This is a genomic window from Microbulbifer taiwanensis, from assembly GCF_014904815.1.
Taxonomy (GTDB): Bacteria; Pseudomonadota; Gammaproteobacteria; order Pseudomonadales; family Cellvibrionaceae; genus Microbulbifer; species Microbulbifer taiwanensis.
In genome coordinates this window covers 14156-33038 of record NZ_JACZFR010000025.1, presented here as the reverse complement: position 1 = coordinate 33038, position 18883 = coordinate 14156, and the positions used below count along the sequence as shown (strand labels likewise).

The window sequence follows — 18883 nt, the reverse complement described above, 5'->3', positions numbered from 1 at the left end:
AGTATTTCAAGACTCAAACACACCATCGTGGCACAGCGCCGAAAGGGCTATCCCTTTCCGGGACCGTATGAGGCATGGATGCCGATTACGAGCGTAGGGCCGGCCCCGCGAGCGCAGCGAGTGCTTTGGGTCCAGGGATGTATTGAAGGGGGGCGCCTAGCCCATGTCCCGGAAAGGGATAGCCCTTTCGGCGCCCTCGGCAAGAACCCTGGCCTCACCAACTGACCCAGCCGGATCATTCGCGGATATGACCGTCGCCCAGCACTATCCACTTCTGCGAAGTGAGCCCTTCCAGACCCACAGGACCGCGGGCGTGAATCTTGTCGGTGCTGATTCCTATCTCCGCACCCAGTCCGTACTCGAAGCCGTCCGCAAAGCGGGTCGAGGCATTCACTATCACCGAGCTGGAATCCACTTCGGCCAGGAAACGCCGCGCGCGGCTGTAGTCTTCGCTGACTATGGCCTCGGTGTGGCCGGAGCCGTAGCGGGCAATATGGTCCATGGCCGCTTCCATATTCTCGACCACCCGGATCGACAACACCGGCGCCAGATACTCCTCGCTCCAGTCGCTGTCGCTGGCCGGGCTGCAATCGGTGACTATCTGCCGCGTGCGCTCACAGCCGCGCAGCTCGACCCCCTTGTCGCGATAGGCCGCCGCCAGGCGCGGCAGTATCTCCGCCGCCACGCCCTCGGCCACCAACAGGCTTTCCATCGCATTGCAGACGCCGTAGCGGTGGGTCTTGGCATTCAGGGCGATATCAAAGGCCTTTTCCAGGTCGGCGCGGTCATCTACATAGACGTGGCAAACACCGTGCAGATGCTTGATCACCGGCACCCGCGCCTCGCGGCTGACCCGCTCAATCAGGCCGGTACCGCCGCGGGGCACTATCACGTCCACGTACTCCGGCATGGTGATCATGGCACTCACGGCGGCGCGATCGGTGGTGTCCACCACCTGTACGGCCGTCTCCGGCAGCCCGGCCTCTTGCAGGCCCGCAGCGATACAGGCGGCGATGGCACCGTTGGAGTGCAGCGCCTCGCTGCCGCCGCGCAGTATGGTCGCGTTGCCGGACTTCAGGCACAGGCTGGCGGCGTCGATGGTCACATTGGGGCGCGACTCGTAGATGATACCCACCACGCCCAGGGGCACACGCATCTTGCCCACCTGGATACCACTGGGGCGATATTTCAGGTCCTCGACTTCGCCCACCGGGTCCGCCAGCTCGGCGATCTGGTGCAGCCCCTCGATCATGCCGTCAATACGGTCATCGTTGAGTTCCAGCCGGTCCAGCAGCGCTGCATCCAGGCCGCTGTCGCGACCCGCCTGCATATCCCGCCCGTTGGCCTCGGCTATCTCTGCCCGCCGGGCGTCCAGCTGCGCGGCTATGGCCCGCAGCGCGCTGTTCTTGGTGGCAGTATCGGCACGGGCCATCAGTCGCGCCGCGGCGCGCGCTGCACGCCCCATCTCCTCGAGCTTTGCTCGGGTGGATTGCTGATCGGTAGTTTCGGCAACGGGACTGTTCACTGTGGCTCTCCATGGCGGCGTTCGATGGGCCGCGCAGTATACGTCAATTCAGCCGCGATTCGGACGGCTACTCCCTGGCCCAGCGATCCAGGTTGGAGGCGATATCCGCCAGGCGCACCAGCGGATCCTCAATGGCCAGCAACTCCACCCGTACCTTGTCGTCCAGCGGCAGCAATTGCGCCAACTGCCAGGACAGCGCATCGGCAGAGTCGACCGGATCAAACTTGAGGGTCAGCATGGACGCGTGCTGCTTCAGCTCGTCCAGCACCGCCAGCAGGCCGTCACACTCGGCGGGGATCGGTTTCGGCGCTTCCTGCGGCAGCCATACTATGTCGCCAAGCAGCAGGCCATCCTCCGCATGGCTGGTCGATGTAATGCGGAAACGGCGCTGCCCGGTAACCTGCACATGCAGCAGCCCCTCCTCTCCCTGGCTCCAGTCGACGATGTTCACGTAGACACCCAGCGGCCACACAGAGGCGCGCCCCACTTCACCGCCGGAGCGAATCAGGGCCACCCCGAAACCGGAATCCGCCTTCAGGGTTTCGCTGACCAGGTGCAGGTAGCGCTGCTCAAAGATGCGCAGCGGCAGGGTCACGCCGGGATACAGCGCCACATTCAGCGGAAACAGGGGAATCTGCGGCAAAACTTACTCTCTGGTCCAAACCTTCTGACCTTAAAGATAACATCCGCGCCGGTCGGCAACGGAAAAGAATATTGTGCCAACTCGTCTAGACTGATTAGAAACCAGGTTGTGGAGAAGTCCCATGCGTTGGCGCAAGGGTCGCAGAAGTAGCAATGTGGAAGACCGCCGCGGCGAATCCCCCGGCATGGGTGGCGGGGGCATGGGTGGCCTCGGCAACCTCCTGGCGCTGGCGCCCTTCCTGCTGCGCAGCAAGAAGGGCTGGCTGATCCTGGCCGCCATCGCCGCCTTTTACTTTTTCTTCGGCGGCGACCGCCTGTTCGAGGGCGCGCCGCAGCAGGCCCCGTCCCTGGACAGCGAACAGTCGCGACAGTCCGGCAGCGAGCCCGCGCCCGGCGACGAGGTCGCCGACTTTGTCTCGGTGGTACTGGCGGATACCGAGGACACCTGGGGCCAGCTGTTCGAGGCCGCCGGCTCCCGCTATGTGCCACCCAAGCTGGTGCTCTACGACGATGCGGTGCGCTCCGCCTGCGGCCTCAACAGCGCCGCGGTGGGTCCCTTCTACTGCCCCGGCGATAACAAGGTCTACCTGGACCTGAGTTTCCTCGGCGACCTCAAGCAATTGGGCGCGCCGGGGGATTTCGCCTTCGCCTATGTGATCGCCCACGAGGTGGGCCACCATGTGCAGAACCTGATGGGCACCTCGCAGAAGGTGCAGCAGGCGCGTATGCAGGCGGACAAGGTCACCGCCAATCGCTTGTCGGTGATGCTGGAACTGCAGGCGGACTGCTTCGCCGGCGTCTGGGCCTTCTATGCCCACCGCGACCGGCAGCTGCTCGAGGAAGGCGACATCGAGGAGGGCCTGGCCGCCGCCGCGGCAGTGGGTGACGACCGCCTGCAGAAGCGCTCCGGCCGCGCCGTGTCCCCGGATGCCTTTACCCACGGCAGCGCCGAACAGCGGGTCTACTGGTTCAAGCAGGGCTTCACCAGCGGTGACGTGAACAAGTGCAACACCTTTGCCGCGCTCTCCGGTCGCCAGCAGTAGTGATTAGTGGCACCGGACGGACGAGCGCACTAAGATGCTGCCGGTAAATAACTGAATTAGGAGAGATCCCCATGCCCAAAGCCACGGCGCGCCACATACTGGTGGAGAGCGAAGAGCAGTGTCAGGACCTGAAAAAACAGATCGAGGGCGGTGCCGACTTCGGCAAGATCGCCCAGGAGCACTCCAAGTGCCCGTCCGGCCGCTCCGGCGGTGACCTGGGTGAATTCAGCCAGGGGCAGATGGTGCCCGAGTTCGACAAGGTGGTCTTCTCCGGTGAACTGAACAAGGTGCACGGTCCCGTCAAGACCCAGTTCGGCTACCACCTGCTGGAGATCACCAGCCGCAGCGACTGATCACACCGCCTGCCAGAAATAAAGCCGCGCACAGTCGCGGCTTTTTTGTTTCCTCTCCCTTGGCCTTTCGACCATTTATGCTATTGTGCGCAAAATAAATAAAGTGATCGGGAGCCGCCATGTACAGATATCGCATACTCACACCACTCTGCCTCGCCCTGGCCTTCACCGCCCTGTGCGCCTGTACAGGCAAGCCGGAGCAGAGCCCGCAGCTCGAGGAACTGCTGAATCCGCAGGCTGAATTGTGGCAGCCGGGCCAGCTACACAGCCCAGCGCATTTCCGCGCCGCCGTAACCCGACTGGACCGCCTGCTGGCCGATCCCGATGCCGATACGGGGGAAGTGGATCGCCTGCTGTATTTCCTGCGCGCCTACAGCTACCTGGGCCCGCTGCAGCCGCTGGACGACCTGCAGTGGCTGGCGCTGGATGAAGTGATGAGCAAGCTCTCCGCACATCCCGCTTTCAGCGCCCGCGACCAGATCGCCGCGCGCCTGCAGGAACACTTTGCGGTGACCCTGTACCGCTACTACGACCGCGATGCCCTGGCCGGCCGTGTCGCCGCACACCTGCCGGCCGTCGCCGCCATACTGCAACGTTACCGCTCCGGCGAACTGAACCGCGCGGAACAGTACAGCCTGTGGGAAAACTTCCGCGCGCTCGGCTTTCTCGCCTACAGCGCCAAGGGCCGACCGCCGATCAAAAAAGCACTGACGGAGGAGTATCCGCTTTCCGCCGCGCTGCTCGCCTTTGCCCGCAGTGACAATGCCGCGCGACTGGGCGATGCCTGGCCGCTGCACCACAGCCTCTGGGCCCTGGGCAACCTGCACGTATTGCTGGAGGAAGACGCATCCGCGCAGCTGGACGAAAAAGTCTGGGCCACCCTGTCGCGGGACCTGCAGCAACTCGATGAACCCCGGCGCCGCCAGCTGTTTACCCAGCCCTACCTGGTCAGCTCCTACCGCGGCAAAAGCGCCTGCGAGGAAGAGTTCCCCGGGCGTTGCAGTTTTCCCGACGAGCAGCAGGCACTGCCGATCACACACAACTGCTCGCCATCACTGGTGATCCGTGCCAACAGCATGAGCGAAACGGAACTGGCGGAAACCTGCCAGCAACTGCTGTCCCGCGAGGACAGCTTCCACCAGAAGCTCGCCAGTGAACGCAAGCCGGTGGCCGACGACCACAATCGCGCGCTGGAAGTGGTGGTGTTCGACAACTACAGCCAGTACAACCGCTACGGCCAGCTGCTGTTCGATATCCACACCGACAACGGCGGCATGTTCCTGGAGGGCGAGCCGGAAAGAGCCGACAACCAGGCGCGCTTTATCGCCTTCGAGACCTTCTGGAAGGGGCCTGAATTCGGCATCTGGAACCTGGAGCACGAATATGTGCACTACCTGGACGGCCGCTTCAACAAGTACGGCGCCTTCGGCCATTTCCCCAGCCACCTGGTGTGGTGGTCCGAGGGCCTGGCCAACTACATAGCCCACGGTGACGACTACGACAGCGCGGCTCGCGACCTGGCCGACAGCCGGCCATCCGAGTGGCCGGGCCTCAGTGAAATCTTCGCCACCGAATACGCCGACGGTACCGCGCGGGTCTATTCCTGGAGCTATTTCGCCATCCGCTTCCTGCGCGAGAAGGACGCCGCCGCCCTGCCCCGCCTCGCCGAACAGCTGCGCCGGGACGACTTCGATGGCTACCGCCAATTGCTCGATCAGCTGGCCGCAGAGCTGCAGCCGCAGTTCAGTCAGTGGCTGCAGCGGCAGTCGGAGCAGCTGGCCACTGGCGAGCAGCGCGAACAGCTGCCGCGGCAGCTGTATCGCTATCTCTATCGCGACTATCTGCAACCGGCGGAACTGGCACTGGACGAGCAGCACCGCCACAGGGGGTAACGGCTGCCGGGCGACGCAGCGCGTCGCCCGGCAAAAAACAACTTATTGCACACAAAGTAAAATGACGCTAATCTCGATATTGCTTCTGCGCACAAAATAAATAAATCACATGCAACGAGGAAAGCGCCATGCAAACCCATAAGAAACTCCTGGCCCTGGCGATAGCCGCCGCAGCCGCCCACCCCGCCTTCGCAGACGAGCAACCGGAGATCGGCGATGCCGCCCTGGAAGAAGTGGTGGTGACCGGCTCGCGCATCCAGCGCTCCACTTTTGACACCCCCGCGCCCACTTCGGTGATCGACTCAGAGTCGATCAAGATGAGCGGCGAACTGAACCTGAACGAAGTACTGTCCACAATGCCCCAGTTCGGCGAGGGCTTCGATGCCACCAGCGGCAGCTATTCCTTCGGCAACTCGGGTCTGAATGTCCTGAACCTGCGCGACCTGGGCGTACAGCGCACCCTGGCACTGGTCAACGGCAAGCGTCCGGTGCAGATCACCGCCGACGACAACACCATGGTGTCCGAGATCGGCATGATCCCCAGTGAGCTGGTACAGCGGGTGGAAGTGCAGACCGGCGGCGCCTCCGCGGTCTACGGTGCCGACGCCGTGGCCGGCGTGGTGAACTTTATTCTGAAGGACGACTTCGAGGGTATCTCCCTGCGCAGCCAGATCGGCGACTCGGAGGCCGGCGGCGGCGCCAACAAGGCGGTGACCCTGACCCTGGGTGAGAATTTCGCCAACGGCCGCGGCAACTTCGCCGCCTCCGTGGACTACTTCGAGGAAAAGCCGCTCTACTTCCGCGATCGCAAAAACGCCGCCGGCCGCATGCGCTTTATGACCAATCCGGCAGATACCGGCCCCAACGACGGCATTCCCGACAAGATCATTGCCGAGGGCGTCACCTACGCGGATTTCAATATTGCCGGTAACACCTTCGGATTATGGACGGCCGCGGACGACACCAGCTGGTATCAGCTGGACGGTGACGAAGCCAGCCTGCGCACCCCCGCCTCCGCCATCGCCGACGGCTGGATGACCATCGACGGTTCCGGTTTCGATCCCAACGCCTACAACATGGCCCGTGGCCCCTACGAGCGATTAAACGCCTATACCCGCGCGCACTTCGATATCAGCGACAGCACCCGCATCAGCGCCGACCTGATGTATTCGAAAACCGATTCCTACGATGAAATCGATCCGGACTTTATCTCCTCCAACTGGTACGAGGTTGTGGATGGACAGGCCAACGGCATCGCGGTACCCGACAGCGTGCAACAGGTACTGGACGGCCACGACTACGCCTGGCTGGCCGTGCCCTACACCTTCGACGAGGCCGGTCCGCGCTGGCACACCAACGAGCGCGAGTACCTGTCCGCCAGTGTGACACTGGAGGGCGAGCTGCAGAATGGCTGGAAATGGGATACCTACCTGACCAGCGGCTATACCAAGGCAGAACTGGTGCAGGGCAACCAATTCCGGCTCGACCGTATCGAGCGCGAGACTTTTTCCCTGATTGGCTCCTGCGCCGAGGCCGGCAACTGCCCGGAGTTCTCACCTTTCGAACCCGCTTCCCGCGAGGTTCTCGACTACATAATGGCCAAGCACAGCACCAGCACCGACGTAAAGCAACACGCCTTTTCCGCCAACCTGAGCGGCGGCCTCTTCAGCCTGCCCGCAGGCGAGGTGATGTTCAGCGCCGGTGCCGAGGCGCGCTACGAAAGCCTCGACTACCAGCCGTCGACACTGTGGAGTTCCGGCCTGCTCACCTCGATGCAGACCCCCATCGACAACAGGAGCCGCAACGTGCGCGAGGCCTATGGCGAACTGCTGGTGCCACTGCTGGCGGACCTGCCCGCGGTGCAGAGCCTGGAATTCGAGGCGGCGCTGCGCGGCGCCGAGTACTCCACCGAATCCGCCAACTTCGGCAGCTGGAAGACGGGCCTCAACTGGGCCATCAACGACAGCGTCCGCCTGCGCACCGTCTACTCCATGGCGGTGCGCGCGCCGCAACTGGGCGAGATGTTCCTCGGCACCAGCATCGGCTATGAAGGCCTCACCGACCCCTGCGACTCCGCCGAGATCAACGGCGGCCCCGACGACGGGCGCCGCAAGGCCAACTGTCAGGCACTGGGGATCGAGGAGGGCTGGGATTCCAACCTGAAGGGACTGCGCGGCAAGGTCATCTCCGAGGGCAACGAGGCGCTCAAGGAAGAGGAAGCCACCACCTTTACCGCCGGTATCGTCTTCACGCCCACCTTTGTCGAAGGCCTGAACGTCTCCCTCGATTATTTCGATATAGATATGACGGATATGATCGTGCGCTTCGGGGCCAACGCCAATATGGAATATTGCGTGGACATGGAGACCATCGACAACGACTTCTGTGCCCTGGTGGTGCGCGCAGACAACGGCGATGTGCTCTCGGTACGCGACACCTTCATCAACTCCGACGGTGCCCGCCGCCGCGGCGTGGATATAGAAGCGGACTACCTGTTCGGCCTGAACGCCCTGGGCCTGCCCGGCGACCTGCGACTCAACCTGGTCGCTACCCACCAATTGGAGAGCTCCTATACGGAACTCAACCTGGTGACCGGCAAGGAAGAGACTACCGACTACGCAGGGAATTACTATACCCCCGACTGGAAGGCCAATTTCAGTACCACCTACAGTATCGATGACCTGACCGTGATGCTGACCACCAGATACACCGCCGGCGGCCCCATAGAACTGGACGGCAACCCTGATCGTTTCTCGAAACCGGAAACCCCCGACTCCCTCTACTACAACCTCTGGACCGGCTATCAGTTCAGCGAAAGTACCGAGGGCTACTTCGGCATCAACAATCTCACCGACGAGCGCTGGACCGACCACCCTTATACCTCCTACGGCTCCGCCAATTACTCGCTGCTCGGCCGCTACCTCTACGCCGGCGTAACGATGAATTTCTAATCGCCCGCCCTCTCCTGCTTGCGCGCCGCTTTTGCGGCGCTTTTTTATTTGGGGTTTATTGTTTTGCAGGATGGGCAAAGCGAAGCGTGCCCATCAGACGCCCGCCGATGGGCACGTCGCTGCGCTTCTTTGACTCGCGCCATCCATGGCGCTCGCCCTTCGCGCGCCTTCGGCGACCAAATCGGCTGTCCTGCCGATTTGTGCCCATCCTACATGTGGCAATAAAAAAGCCGGGTGCGATATCGCATCCGGCTTTTTTAATCTCTATTGAAAGGCAGCCCAACTCAGGAGCTAGCCAGCCCCTCTTCCACCGTCAGCGGCTTTCCCGGCGACTTCTCCAGCAACTCAGGGGCCTCCAGCGGCTTGAACAGCAACAACAGCAGCGGCAGCAATGTCAGCGAACCTAATAAAGCCGCGGACATGGCCAGTGCGGTGAGCAGGCCGAAATAAATCGATGGCACAAACTTGGACAGGGCCAGTATCGAAAAGCCGGCAATGATGGTGATGGCGGTGTAGAACATGGCGCGGCCGATGGTCGCGTGGCTGCGGTGCATGGTCGCCACATAATCGCCGTCCTTCGCGAATTCGGCACGGAAGCGATACAGGTAGTGGATCGCGTGGTCCACGCCGATACCCACGGTGATCGCAGCGATGGTGATGGTCATCATATCCAGCGGAATTCCGGCCAGGCCCATACCGCCGAGCACCACACAGGCCGCGAGCATATTCGGCACCAGCGCAATGACCGCCAGGGACAGGGAGCGGAACAGCACCAGGAACATCAGCAGTATGCCGACAAACACCGCGCCCAGCGTCAGTATCTGTGACTTGAACAGGCTCTGCAGCATATTGTTGTAGAGCACCAGCAGGCCGGTCTGGTGAATATTTTCCGGCGCTATCCCCATTTCGTCCTGGGTGTAGCTATAGATACGCTGGATCAGCTCGTCGCGACGCAGGTTCGGGTCCGTCTCCATGGCGCGCAGGGTGATGCGGGCCTGGTTGTGTTCCACCGACAGGTAGGGTTCCACCAGCACATCGCTGATCTCGTCCGGCAGGCTGGTACGCGCCACCGCCAGTTCGAAATCGTTCAACGGGCCGCCGTTCAGGTCGCGGGCCACCTTGTACAGGGTGGCCAGGGACTGCACCTTGCCGATTTCCGGCTGCGCCTCGAGATAGTCGTGAAGCTGCTCTATTTGCGCCAGGCCGGCCACGGTAAACCAGTAGCTCTGTTCCACCGCCTCGCCCTCGCCGCCGAAGGGGTCCTCGGCCGCAAAGGGATCCTCCTCGGCAAATGATTCTTCGGCGCCCGCATCCATCGCAAAGGGATCTTCCTCGCCCTCGAAGGCCGCTTCCTGCTGTTGCGGCTTGTCGAGAATAATATCCAGGGTCACGGTGCCGCCGAGGCGGCGGTCGATCACCAGCATGCCCTGGTAAATTTCGGTGGAATCATCGAAGTAATCGATAAAGCGGTTTTCCACTTTCAGTTGCGAAATGCCCACGGCACTGGCAATGGCCAACATCAGGGACACACCCAGTACCACACCGCGGCGCCGCTCGGCAAAGCGGGAAAACAACAGCGTAAACGCCTGGGAATTGTCTTTGCTCAAGTCACCGGCGCGCTTCGGCAATAGCATCAGCAACGCGGGGATCATCAGGAAGGACAGCGCCAGGGCCAGGGTCACCCCCATGGTCATCATCCAGCCGAAATCGATTACCGGGCGAATACCGCTCACCACCAGCGATGCGAAGGCGACGATGGTGGTGAGCGCCGTGTACAGGCAGGGCTTGGCCATAAAGCGCACTGCGGCCAGGGCCAGCTGCTCGCGATCCCACTCCGGGTGCTGGGCAATATATTCGCGGTAGCGCACCGCCAGGTGAATGGTGATCGCCAGGGTGATGATCAGCAGCAACGCGACGAAGTTGGCGGAGATCACCGTCAGGCGCCAGTCCAGCCAGCTGAGCAGGCCCAGCATCATCACCGCGGTGGTCACGCAGGTGGCCAATGGCAGCAGCACCCAGCGCAGCTGGCGGAAGATGATCAACAGTGTGGCGATGATAAACAGCAGTATGCCCGCGCCGAACACCACCAGGTCGCTCTTGATAAAGGAGACCATATCGGCGGTGATCATGGACACACCGCCGAGGAACAGCTCGGCCTCACCCTTGTAGCGGTCGAGAATCTGCCGCACTTCCACAACCCGTGCACGGGACTCCTGTTCCTGCCCGGTGCGGTGCTGCAAGTAGACGGCACTGACCTCCTGCAGGCGCGCGATCTCCGTCTCGTTCAGACCCTCTGCGTTGCGCTTGCGGCGCAGGGCATCGCGCTCGCGCACCAGCTCGATACCGCGGCTGTCCAGTGCGAGATTGACCAGCAGTGCGGTGGTCTGGCCATCGGGGCTCAGGATCAGCTCGCGGTAGATGGGGCTGGACAGGAATTCCTGCCGCGCGAGCTTCTTGTCGGTGCCCGGCGTGGTCAATGTGCGGATGCCGTCGCTGATATCGGTGATCGACAGCTTGGGGCTGTAGAGCAGCGGCACATCGAGAATGCTCTGTACACTGGTCACACCCTCCACCTGTGCCAGCTCGTCGCGCAGATGGCCGAGGGTAGCCAGCGAACCGTCATCGAACAGGTCGCCGCCCTTGTGACGGTAGGTGACTACGAGGAAGTCGCCGCTGGCGTAGCGCTCGGCAATCTCGCGGAAGTAATCCACGGACTTGTCTGCCTCCAGCGTCAGCGAGTCCGCGGACGCGTCCAGCTTGAAGCGCGGCAGGCCCAGCGCGGCGGCCAGTAACAGCAGGCCCACCAGCAGCAATGTCATTCTGGGGCGCTGGATTACCAGGTTTTCGTAGCAGGTCTTTAAGGCTGACAGCATAGAATTCCGCTTAAATTAGAAATATAGCTTGCCGCTCGGGCGGGAATATTTTATCCACCCTGGCGCGGCAATGGCGAACAAAAGGTTCACCCACACCGTTAAAATTGGGATTTTTTCAGGGCTTGTCGATATGCCCGAGATCGCGCTCGGGGAATAACAGATCCCGCACCCGCTGTTTAAGTTCCTTGGGCCCGGGAAAACCGCCATCGCGTTTGCGCTCCCAGATCAGTTCATCGCCCACGGAAATTGCAAATACGCCGCCGCTGCCGGGCTTCAATGCCACCTGTTCCAGGTCGTCGGCAAAGGTGTACAGCAGCTCCTGGGCCATCCAGGTGGCGCGCAGCATCCAGTTGCACTGCACACAGTAGTGAATGGTGATTGCCGGTTTCATTGCGTTATTCACCCCAGTTGGGCAGCAGCTTCTGCTCCACGCCCAACTGATCCAGCAGCCGCGCGACGACGAAGTCCACCAGGTCCTCCACCGAGCGCGGCTTTTGGTAAAAACCGGGGCTGGCCGGCAGTATCACCGCGCCCATGCGGGACAGCTTGAGCATATTCTCCAGGTGTATCTCCGAATAGGGCGCCTCCCGCGGAACCAGTACCAGTTGGCGGCGTTCTTTCAAAGCCACATCCGCGGCACGCTCTATCAGGTTGTTGGAGGCCCCACAGGCAATCGCCGACAGGGTGCCGCCGCTGGCCGGGCAGATCACCATACTGGCCGGAGCGCCGGTGCCCGAGGCCACCGGCGAGAACCAGTCCCGCTTGCCGAAGAGTTTCAGCTGGCCCTCGTGGGCACCGAAGCGCTCGGCGAAGAAGGCCTGCAGCTCTGCGTCACCGCCCTCGGGCAGCTGGAACTCGGTCTCGGTATCGATCACCACCCTGGCCGCATCGGACATCAGCAGCCAGACGCGCACATCTGCGGCCAGCAGGCACTGCAGCAGGCGCAGGCCGTACTGGGCGCCCGAGGCGCCGGTCATCGCCAGGGTGACTGTCTTGTGAAAAGAGGATTGGGCCAATGCAATTTCCGTGTAGGGTGCGCCGTGCGCACCTTCTGTCGAATTCAAGGGAATCCCCGGTCGCGGTGCGCATGGCGCACCCTACGATCAGGGGCTTCTTCCGTGCTTTTGCTCGAGGGCACCCATCAGGCGCTGGTGAATGCCACCGAAGCCGCCGTTGCTCATCACGACTATGTGCGTGCCCGGCTCGGCCAAGTTGACCGCGGATTCTACCCCGGCCTCGATATTGTCGAATATCTTCGCCGGCACTGTGGAGTGGTGTACCACCTCCCCAAGGGACCAGTTCATGCCCTCGGGCTGGTACCAGAGCACCAGATCGGCGCCGGCGCAGGACTGAGCCAGCTTGTGCTGGTGGCACCCCATGCGCATGGTATTGGAGCGCGGCTCTATCAGGGCGATGATCTTTTCGTCCCCAACCCTGGCGCGCAGGCCGTTCAGTGTGTGCTCTATCGCGGTCGGGTGGTGGGCAAAGTCGTCGTAGACGCGGATTCCGGCCACCTCACCGAGGCACTCCATGCGCCGCTTGACGCCCTCGAAGCTGCCCAGCGCCTGGGCGCCCAGCTTGGGGTCCACCCCCACGTGACGCGCCGCGGCCATGGCCGCGAGGCCGTTGCGCACATTGTGCAGGCCGGTCAGGTCCCACTCCACGCGCGCCACCTCGGCGCCGCGGAAACTGACCCCAAAGCTGCTGCCGTCCGCGGCGATATCTACCGCACGCCAGTCGCCGAGGCGCACCTCGTCTGCCCCCTCGGTGGCGAAGCGCTGCACCTCACTCCAGCAGCCCTGCTGCAGTACCGCTTCCACCGATTCCTCGGCGGCGGCCACTATCAGGCCGTTGCCGGGCACAGTGCGCACCAGGTGGTGGAACTGACGCTGGATGGCCGCCAGGTCATCGAAGATATCCGCGTGATCGAATTCCAGGTTGTTGATGACCAGGGTGCGCGGCCGGTAGTGCACGAACTTGGAGCGCTTGTCGAAGAAGGCGGTGTCGTATTCGTCCGCCTCCACCACGAAGAAGGGGCTCTCGCCAAGGCGCGCGGAAACGCCGAAGTTGCCCGGCACGCCGCCGATCAGGAAGCCCGGCTGCATATCCGCCGTTTCCAGTATCCACGCCAGCATGCTCGAAGTGGTGGTCTTGCCGTGGGTGCCGGACACCGCCAGCACCCAGCGTCCGCCGAGGAAGTGGTCGCACAGCCACTGGGCGCCCGATGTATAGGGCAGGCCCTGCTCCAGTACCGCCTCCACCGCCGGGTTGCCGCGGGACAGGGCATTGCCGATGATCACCAGATCCGGCACCGGCTCCAACTGCGCCGGGTCGTAGCCCTCTGTCAGCTGGATGCCCGCCTGCTGCAGCTGGGTACTCATGGGCGGATAGACGTTGGCGTCGCTGCCGGTCACCCTGTGCCCCTCGGCCACGGCCAGTTGGGCCAGGCTGCCCATAAAGGTGCCGCAGATGCCTAGAATATGGATATGCATGGCGGAAATTTGTACTCCTGCTGGTTGCGGCGCAAGCTTACCACGGCATTTGGCAGCAGTAATTGCCAAATACCCCAGTTTCAATGCAATTTCATCGCCTTTCCATTAGACTCCGCCCCCGAATTTGCCCCTCTCAACCCCCCTGTAGGATGACCATGTCGAAGAAGAACGCCTTTTATGCTCAATCCGGCGGCGTAACTGCCGTGATCAATGCTTCCGCCTGTGGCGTGATCGAAGCCGCGCGCGAGCATCACGACCAAATCGGCAATGTCTACGCGGGGCTGAACGGCATTCTCGGCGCGCTGCGCGAGGAGTTGATCGACGTGGGCCAGGAGAGTGTCGACAGCATCGCCGCCCTGCGCCACACCCCGTCCGGCGCCTTCGGCTCCTGCCGCTACAAGCTGAAGAGCCTGGAGGACAATCGCGCCGAGTACGAGCGCCTGATCGAGGTATTCAGGGCTCACGATATCGGCTACTTCTTCTATAACGGCGGCGGCGACTCCGCCGACACCTGCCTGAAGGTGTCCCAGCTGTCCGAGACCATGGGCTACCCCATCCAGGCCATCCACATCCCCAAGACCGTCGACAACGACCTGCCGATCACCGACAACTGCCCCGGCTTCGGCTCCGTGGCCAAGTATGTGGCCGTCTCCACCAAGGAGGCCTCCCTGGACGTGGCCTCCATGTGCGCCACCTCCACCAAGGTGTTCATCCTCGAGGTGATGGGCCGCCACGCGGGCTGGATCGCCGCCGCCGGCGCCCTGGCACAAGAGGAAGAAGGCGACGCACCCCATATCATCCTCTTCCCGGAAGTGGCCTTCGACAAAACCAAATTCCTGGCCAAGGTACAGAAGACGGTCGATGAGAAGGGCTACTGCGTGATCGTCGCCTCCGAGGGCGCCCAGTACGAAGACGGCACCTTCCTCGCCGACGCCGGCACCACCGACGCCTTCGGCCACAAGCAGCTGGGCGGCGTGGCACCGACCCTGGCCAATATGGTCAGGGATGAGCTGGGCCTGAAATACCACTGGGCCCTGGCCGACTACCTGCAGCGCGCCGCCCGCCATATCGCCTCCGCCACCGACGTGGCCCAGGCCTACGCCGTCGGCCGCGCCGCGGTGGAAATGGCCGTGGCCGGCAAGAACGCCATCATGCCGGCCATAGTGCGCGATTCCGGCCCCGAATACGGCTGGTCCGTGGGCGAAGCGCCGCTGTCCGACGTGGCCAACGTCGAGAAGATGATGCCGAAGGAATACATCAGCGAAGACGGTTTCGGCATCACGCAGGCCGGCCGCGACTATCTGCTCCCGCTGATCCAGGGCGAGGACTACCCGCCCTACAGGGATGGAGTGCCGCAGTACGCAAAACTGAAAAAAGTGCTGGTGGAAAAGAAGTTGAAGGACGACTTCGACGTATAAGCCGCCCCGATCGCATCGACAGCGAAGAGCCCCTGCGCTGCCGCAGGGGCTTTTTTGTGCCCGACAGTTTTATACCCGACAGAAGACCGGCGCTCCCTTACCTATTCGGCAGCAGGCCTTGCCGGAGTATCCACCACGCGAAACGCCCCATCGGCAACCGCGAACGGCTCGCCATCGGCGAGAATCACGGCGCGGTCCGTCACCGAGTCAAAGTCCAGCATCGCATAGAGGACGACACCCTTTCGCCCCTGATAAATCTCCGGATGGTAGATGACGATCGCCATGCGGGAGTCCAGCCTGCGATAGGAATACCGGGCCTCGCCGACGAGCTTCCCCGCGGCCGTCACATAGCACTCGCTATCGGTTTCATAGGACACGGTATGGGTGGAGAGATCCGTGAAATCACCACCCTGCGAATGGTGCACGCCGGTCCACTCCAGACTCAGCCCGGCAAGACACTCGAACGCGGTCATCACAAAAGCTCCTGTTAACCGCCAATAAACCTTACTGCCTTTTGCTGATAGATATAGCCGAAGTCGGCGCTCTCCGTGCCCGCCGCCTGATCCCGCGCATCCTTTTCATCGCGGCGATTCCACGGATAGTCGAAATGCGCCAACCGGACCATGGATTCAAACTGCGCCGCATCCTCGAGGGGGATACAGGTAAAAAAGAGCCCGTCCAGGGGGAAGCGCATCGCCCTGGGCACCCTGGCCTGCTGCCGCTCCAGCTCCGGCAACAGCTCCCTGTAGAATTCCCTGATCGACGCACTCGCCTTGGAACCCCTGCGGTGCCTGCCCAGGGAATTGACCCCGATAAAATGTTCCCCCAATCGCTGCCGCATCGAGCGCTCGTGCTTGCCGACATACATGGGGTAAAAACTGGTGGGGTAGCCAACCGCGTGCAGGCCGTAGGCCGTTGCCTGCTTGGCCATAAAACCGTCTTTTCTGAAACCTATCTCGTAGACACCGCTTTTGGCCGGCGCATCCAGGTAATTCTTCAGGGGTCTCAAGGGCTCCCAGGAAGGTCCGTTGACCATCTTCGACTTCTCCTTGTCAAAACTAGCGAAACTTATTCCGTTATGTTAGCTCCGCTTATACGAATATTTTCGCCTATAAGGCAAGCCAGAGCTGCTTTATTAAAACCCGTAATGTTGCTTCTTGAAAAGTTAAAACCGCTACCAGAGCAGAGAAAGCAGCTACAACCAAGCAGAAACAGGTCTTGCCAAGACGTTGGATTAAAAGTCAAATTTCCGACACTGCAGACATCTAGATACTTTCCAGCAAAAACCGACCTCCATTTAATCTCTAACCAGTTTCGCCACCAGAAAAAATCACCGACCTTCATAGTCTTGACCGCCTACTTCGCTTGCCAAAAAGTCTCATATCGAGCTAAATTGCGACCTGAACACAACAGGGATCGTTGTATGAAACTCGAACAACCGCCGGCACCAGCAGCTCCGCCCAAAGCGGCCACACATCTCGAAACGGCTATTTACGAGTTCGAGAAAAAATGTGACACCTATCACGCATCTCAGTGCGCTCCCGTACCCACCAATGAAGCTCAAGCGGAACGGGAGAAACGCCTGAAAGAATGGAACGAGGCACGCGCCTTCCTGGCTCAGGAACGCCATAAGATCAATACTCTTGCCTCAATTGAGGCCGGGCTGCAAAAATATCGAGAAGAGCTTAACATCCTGACCTCATCTGAACGACTCGAGAAGATGAGGAAAGAATTACATCACCCGGCGAGCAAACTCGCCAAACACCTTGTAGCAGCAGGAGAACCAAAACCGAGTATCGATCATGTAGCCCACCATATCGTTCCAGGCAAAGGACGCTGGCGACAGAAGCAACTAGTCGATATTCGAATCCAATTGCATATGACCGGCGTTCGCATCAATGATCCGAAAAATGGGATCTGGTTGTCAGATCCGAAGAATTCCAAGGGCCATTGGGCAACTCCCGACTCCCCGTCCCACAAATCCATACATGGCACCAACTACGAAGTTTGGCTTGTCGCCCAACTGGGCAGGATTCCTGCGGGGAGAGTGTTTGAAGCTAAGCTTCGGGCTCTCAAGTCCAAAATGAAAGATGGGACCTATCCGGTTAAAATTGAGCAACCAAAAGACAGTCAATGGGATGGTCGAGCATGAAGACTTATTTACTGAAAAACATCGAAGACGTATACCAGCAGATTACCCTGGACTCTATTCAGCTAAGCGAGAGCCTGAATCTCGGCGACGGCGGCCTAGAAGACTGTGTAAATCTCGGGCTGCTCGATGTCAAGTTCTCCGATCGCTGGAAGAAAGTGGACACCTCTTTCGCGTCCCTTCCCGATCATCCGCAGGCAGTCAAGATCCCAAATATATCTATCTGGAAGAACGCAACGCTTGTCTTATCGGAGAAAGCATATGCCAACCTTAAGCTGATTTTGGCTGACTATGGTGAATTCTTGCCCATCAATATTGATGGATTTAATTACTTTATATTTAACCTACTTACATCAGGAAAGGTCGACGATTCAAAAAGCCAATACGAATGGGACGGCGATGTGGCGCTCGGCATTGAAAAGCTTGTATTTGACGAATCAGATATAAAGGAGAAAGCTATATTCAAGTCCTTTCATCAAGGCTTTGGCGGGATATTCTGCAGCGATGGCTTTAGGAGCACTTGTGAAGAACTCGAAATTGATGGTCTGATATTTGAAGAAGATTTATCCAATATCTGGTGACTTTTTTACAACCAGCATCCCGAGAATTCTTTTATCCTCTTAACTTCTAACGAATGGCCACATTCCGAGTAATACTCTTCCCAAGTTGATATCTTTTGACCAAAACAAGTATACCCAAATATATCTTCTTGTAATTTTTTCATGCAGCGATTTGCGACTTTTCTTTCCGCATCGATTACGGCTTGAATACAGCCTTCCACTTCAAAACTCGACTTTCTCAACAACACGGCCAATATATATATATTGAAAGATAAAAATATAGATAGTCCTCTTCCCAGTCATCCAGATAGATAATTTCTACCACTTGGACGAAAAACTCATACAACATACTTAATTCTTGCTCGCCAAGCATCGCCGCACTATCTATAGAAATAATCATATTCTCCACTTGACCTTCCAAGTAGCCAGCGGACTCTCTATGCTCCGATGCGGCCAACAAAACGTAAGAACAGAAAAAAACTCTAACTATTTTCTCCTTACCTTTCTCACGATAATCAGCCCAGTGCCCAAGCGCTAAAACTTCCCTTGGTTTCCATTCAAGAACTTTAGGAATCTTTCCTGAGGATAATATTTTCTTGAGTGCACCAAGATTATCGTCAACACCGCAGCCATAATCTGACTCAGATATTTCCCTGAGATCATCGGCGCCAACTCCTCCTCTGAAGTACTCACAAATTCTTAATTCTTTCTGCATTTCTATTTCTGGCTAACAGTTTGTTATAGGAAGTGATCACATACTGATACTGCAACTAAAATCTACATGCTTATGTCGGCATTCAGCCACAAACATCTATACATAGCCAAACAAAATTGCTTATATCCGACCACCGGTTCCCGAAGTTCAGTTCGTTATGATTACCCCATTTAATATAATCGTTTGACGGTTGTCACCGCTGCTTTCAAGCGCTGATATTAACTTCCCGCCTAAATATTCAAAAAAAGCGAGCCCCAGATAGGGCTCGCT

At 59.9% G+C, this 18883-nt stretch carries 16 protein-coding genes; 7 read left to right on the top strand and 9 right to left on the bottom strand.

Features of this window, described 5'->3' with window-relative positions:
• Nucleotides 1-235: 235 nt before the first annotated feature.
• Both IG627_RS08315 and IG627_RS08310 read right to left on the bottom strand, forming a co-directional pair.
• On the bottom strand, nucleotides 236-1525 hold the full coding sequence (locus IG627_RS08315) for a glutamate-5-semialdehyde dehydrogenase (RefSeq protein WP_319024526.1): 1290 nt from the start codon (nucleotides 1523-1525) through the stop codon (nucleotides 236-238).
• A gap of 67 nt (nucleotides 1526-1592) precedes the next feature.
• On the bottom strand, nucleotides 1593-2168 hold the full coding sequence (locus IG627_RS08310; RefSeq protein WP_193191892.1) for an LON peptidase substrate-binding domain-containing protein: 576 nt from the start codon (nucleotides 2166-2168) through the stop codon (nucleotides 1593-1595).
• A gap of 121 nt (nucleotides 2169-2289) precedes the next feature.
• Between IG627_RS08310 and ypfJ the strand changes: the two genes are divergently transcribed.
• The 4 genes from ypfJ (at nucleotide 2290) to IG627_RS08290 (ending at nucleotide 8406) form a co-directional block, all read left to right on the top strand.
• Complete coding sequence (gene ypfJ / locus IG627_RS08305) at nucleotides 2290-3210, top strand: KPN_02809 family neutral zinc metallopeptidase (protein WP_193191891.1); 921 nt, start codon at nucleotides 2290-2292, stop codon at nucleotides 3208-3210.
• A gap of 71 nt (nucleotides 3211-3281) precedes the next feature.
• Nucleotides 3282-3563: a peptidylprolyl isomerase gene (locus tag IG627_RS08300; RefSeq protein ID WP_193191890.1), complete on the top strand. Its 282-nt coding sequence runs from the start codon at nucleotides 3282-3284 to the stop codon at nucleotides 3561-3563.
• Between the two features lie 119 nt (nucleotides 3564-3682).
• Nucleotides 3683-5455: a collagenase gene (locus IG627_RS08295; protein ID WP_193191889.1), complete on the top strand. Its 1773-nt coding sequence runs from the start codon at nucleotides 3683-3685 to the stop codon at nucleotides 5453-5455.
• Between the two features lie 128 nt (nucleotides 5456-5583).
• The gene (locus IG627_RS08290; protein ID WP_193191888.1) at nucleotides 5584-8406 is read left to right on the top strand and encodes a TonB-dependent receptor domain-containing protein; all 2823 of its coding nucleotides are present in this window, start codon (nucleotides 5584-5586) and stop codon (nucleotides 8404-8406) included.
• A 284-nt stretch (nucleotides 8407-8690) separates the two neighbouring features.
• Here the strand turns inward: IG627_RS08290 and IG627_RS08285 are convergent, their stop codons facing one another.
• The 4 genes from IG627_RS08285 to mpl all read right to left on the bottom strand — a co-directional run bounded on the left by IG627_RS08285 (nucleotide 8691) and on the right by mpl (nucleotide 13771).
• Nucleotides 8691-11279: an efflux RND transporter permease subunit gene (locus tag IG627_RS08285; protein ID WP_193191887.1), complete on the bottom strand. Its 2589-nt coding sequence runs from the start codon at nucleotides 11277-11279 to the stop codon at nucleotides 8691-8693.
• Nucleotides 11280-11394: 115 nt separating this feature from the next.
• The gene (locus tag IG627_RS08280) at nucleotides 11395-11670 is read right to left on the bottom strand and encodes a SelT/SelW/SelH family protein (RefSeq protein WP_193191886.1); all 276 of its coding nucleotides are present in this window, start codon (nucleotides 11668-11670) and stop codon (nucleotides 11395-11397) included.
• A gap of 4 nt (nucleotides 11671-11674) precedes the next feature.
• Nucleotides 11675-12295 (bottom strand): flavin prenyltransferase UbiX, encoded by a 621-nt coding sequence (locus tag IG627_RS08275; protein WP_193191885.1) that lies wholly within the window; start codon nucleotides 12293-12295, stop codon nucleotides 11675-11677.
• Between the two features lie 87 nt (nucleotides 12296-12382).
• A complete protein-coding gene (gene mpl / locus IG627_RS08270; protein WP_193191884.1) occupies nucleotides 12383-13771 on the bottom strand; it encodes a UDP-N-acetylmuramate:L-alanyl-gamma-D-glutamyl-meso-diaminopimelate ligase in 1389 nt (462 codons plus the stop codon).
• A gap of 155 nt (nucleotides 13772-13926) precedes the next feature.
• Here mpl and IG627_RS08265 point away from each other — a divergent pair, with 155 nt between their 5' ends.
• Nucleotides 13927-15189 (top strand): 6-phosphofructokinase, encoded by a 1263-nt coding sequence (locus tag IG627_RS08265; RefSeq protein ID WP_193191883.1) that lies wholly within the window; start codon nucleotides 13927-13929, stop codon nucleotides 15187-15189.
• A gap of 101 nt (nucleotides 15190-15290) precedes the next feature.
• Here the strand turns inward: IG627_RS08265 and IG627_RS08260 are convergent, their stop codons facing one another.
• On the bottom strand, nucleotides 15291-15662 hold the full coding sequence (locus tag IG627_RS08260; RefSeq protein WP_226864854.1) for a hypothetical protein: 372 nt from the start codon (nucleotides 15660-15662) through the stop codon (nucleotides 15291-15293).
• A 14-nt stretch (nucleotides 15663-15676) separates the two neighbouring features.
• Nucleotides 15677-16225 (bottom strand): hypothetical protein, encoded by a 549-nt coding sequence (locus IG627_RS08255; protein WP_193191882.1) that lies wholly within the window; start codon nucleotides 16223-16225, stop codon nucleotides 15677-15679.
• Between the two features lie 387 nt (nucleotides 16226-16612).
• Between IG627_RS08255 and IG627_RS08250 the strand changes: the two genes are divergently transcribed.
• Nucleotides 16613-17341, top strand: a complete 729-nt coding sequence (locus IG627_RS08250; protein WP_193191881.1) for an AHH domain-containing protein — start codon at nucleotides 16613-16615, stop codon at nucleotides 17339-17341.
• Nucleotides 17338-17919: a hypothetical protein gene (locus IG627_RS08245; RefSeq protein ID WP_193191880.1), complete on the top strand. Its 582-nt coding sequence runs from the start codon at nucleotides 17338-17340 to the stop codon at nucleotides 17917-17919. The genes IG627_RS08250 and IG627_RS08245 overlap by 4 nt, the downstream gene beginning before the upstream one ends.
• Nucleotides 17920-18136: 217 nt before the next feature.
• On the opposite strand, the gene IG627_RS08240 is transcribed toward IG627_RS08245, so the two are convergent.
• The gene (locus tag IG627_RS08240) at nucleotides 18137-18613 is read right to left on the bottom strand and encodes a hypothetical protein (protein WP_193191879.1); all 477 of its coding nucleotides are present in this window, start codon (nucleotides 18611-18613) and stop codon (nucleotides 18137-18139) included.
• Nucleotides 18614-18883: the final 270 nt, after the last annotated feature.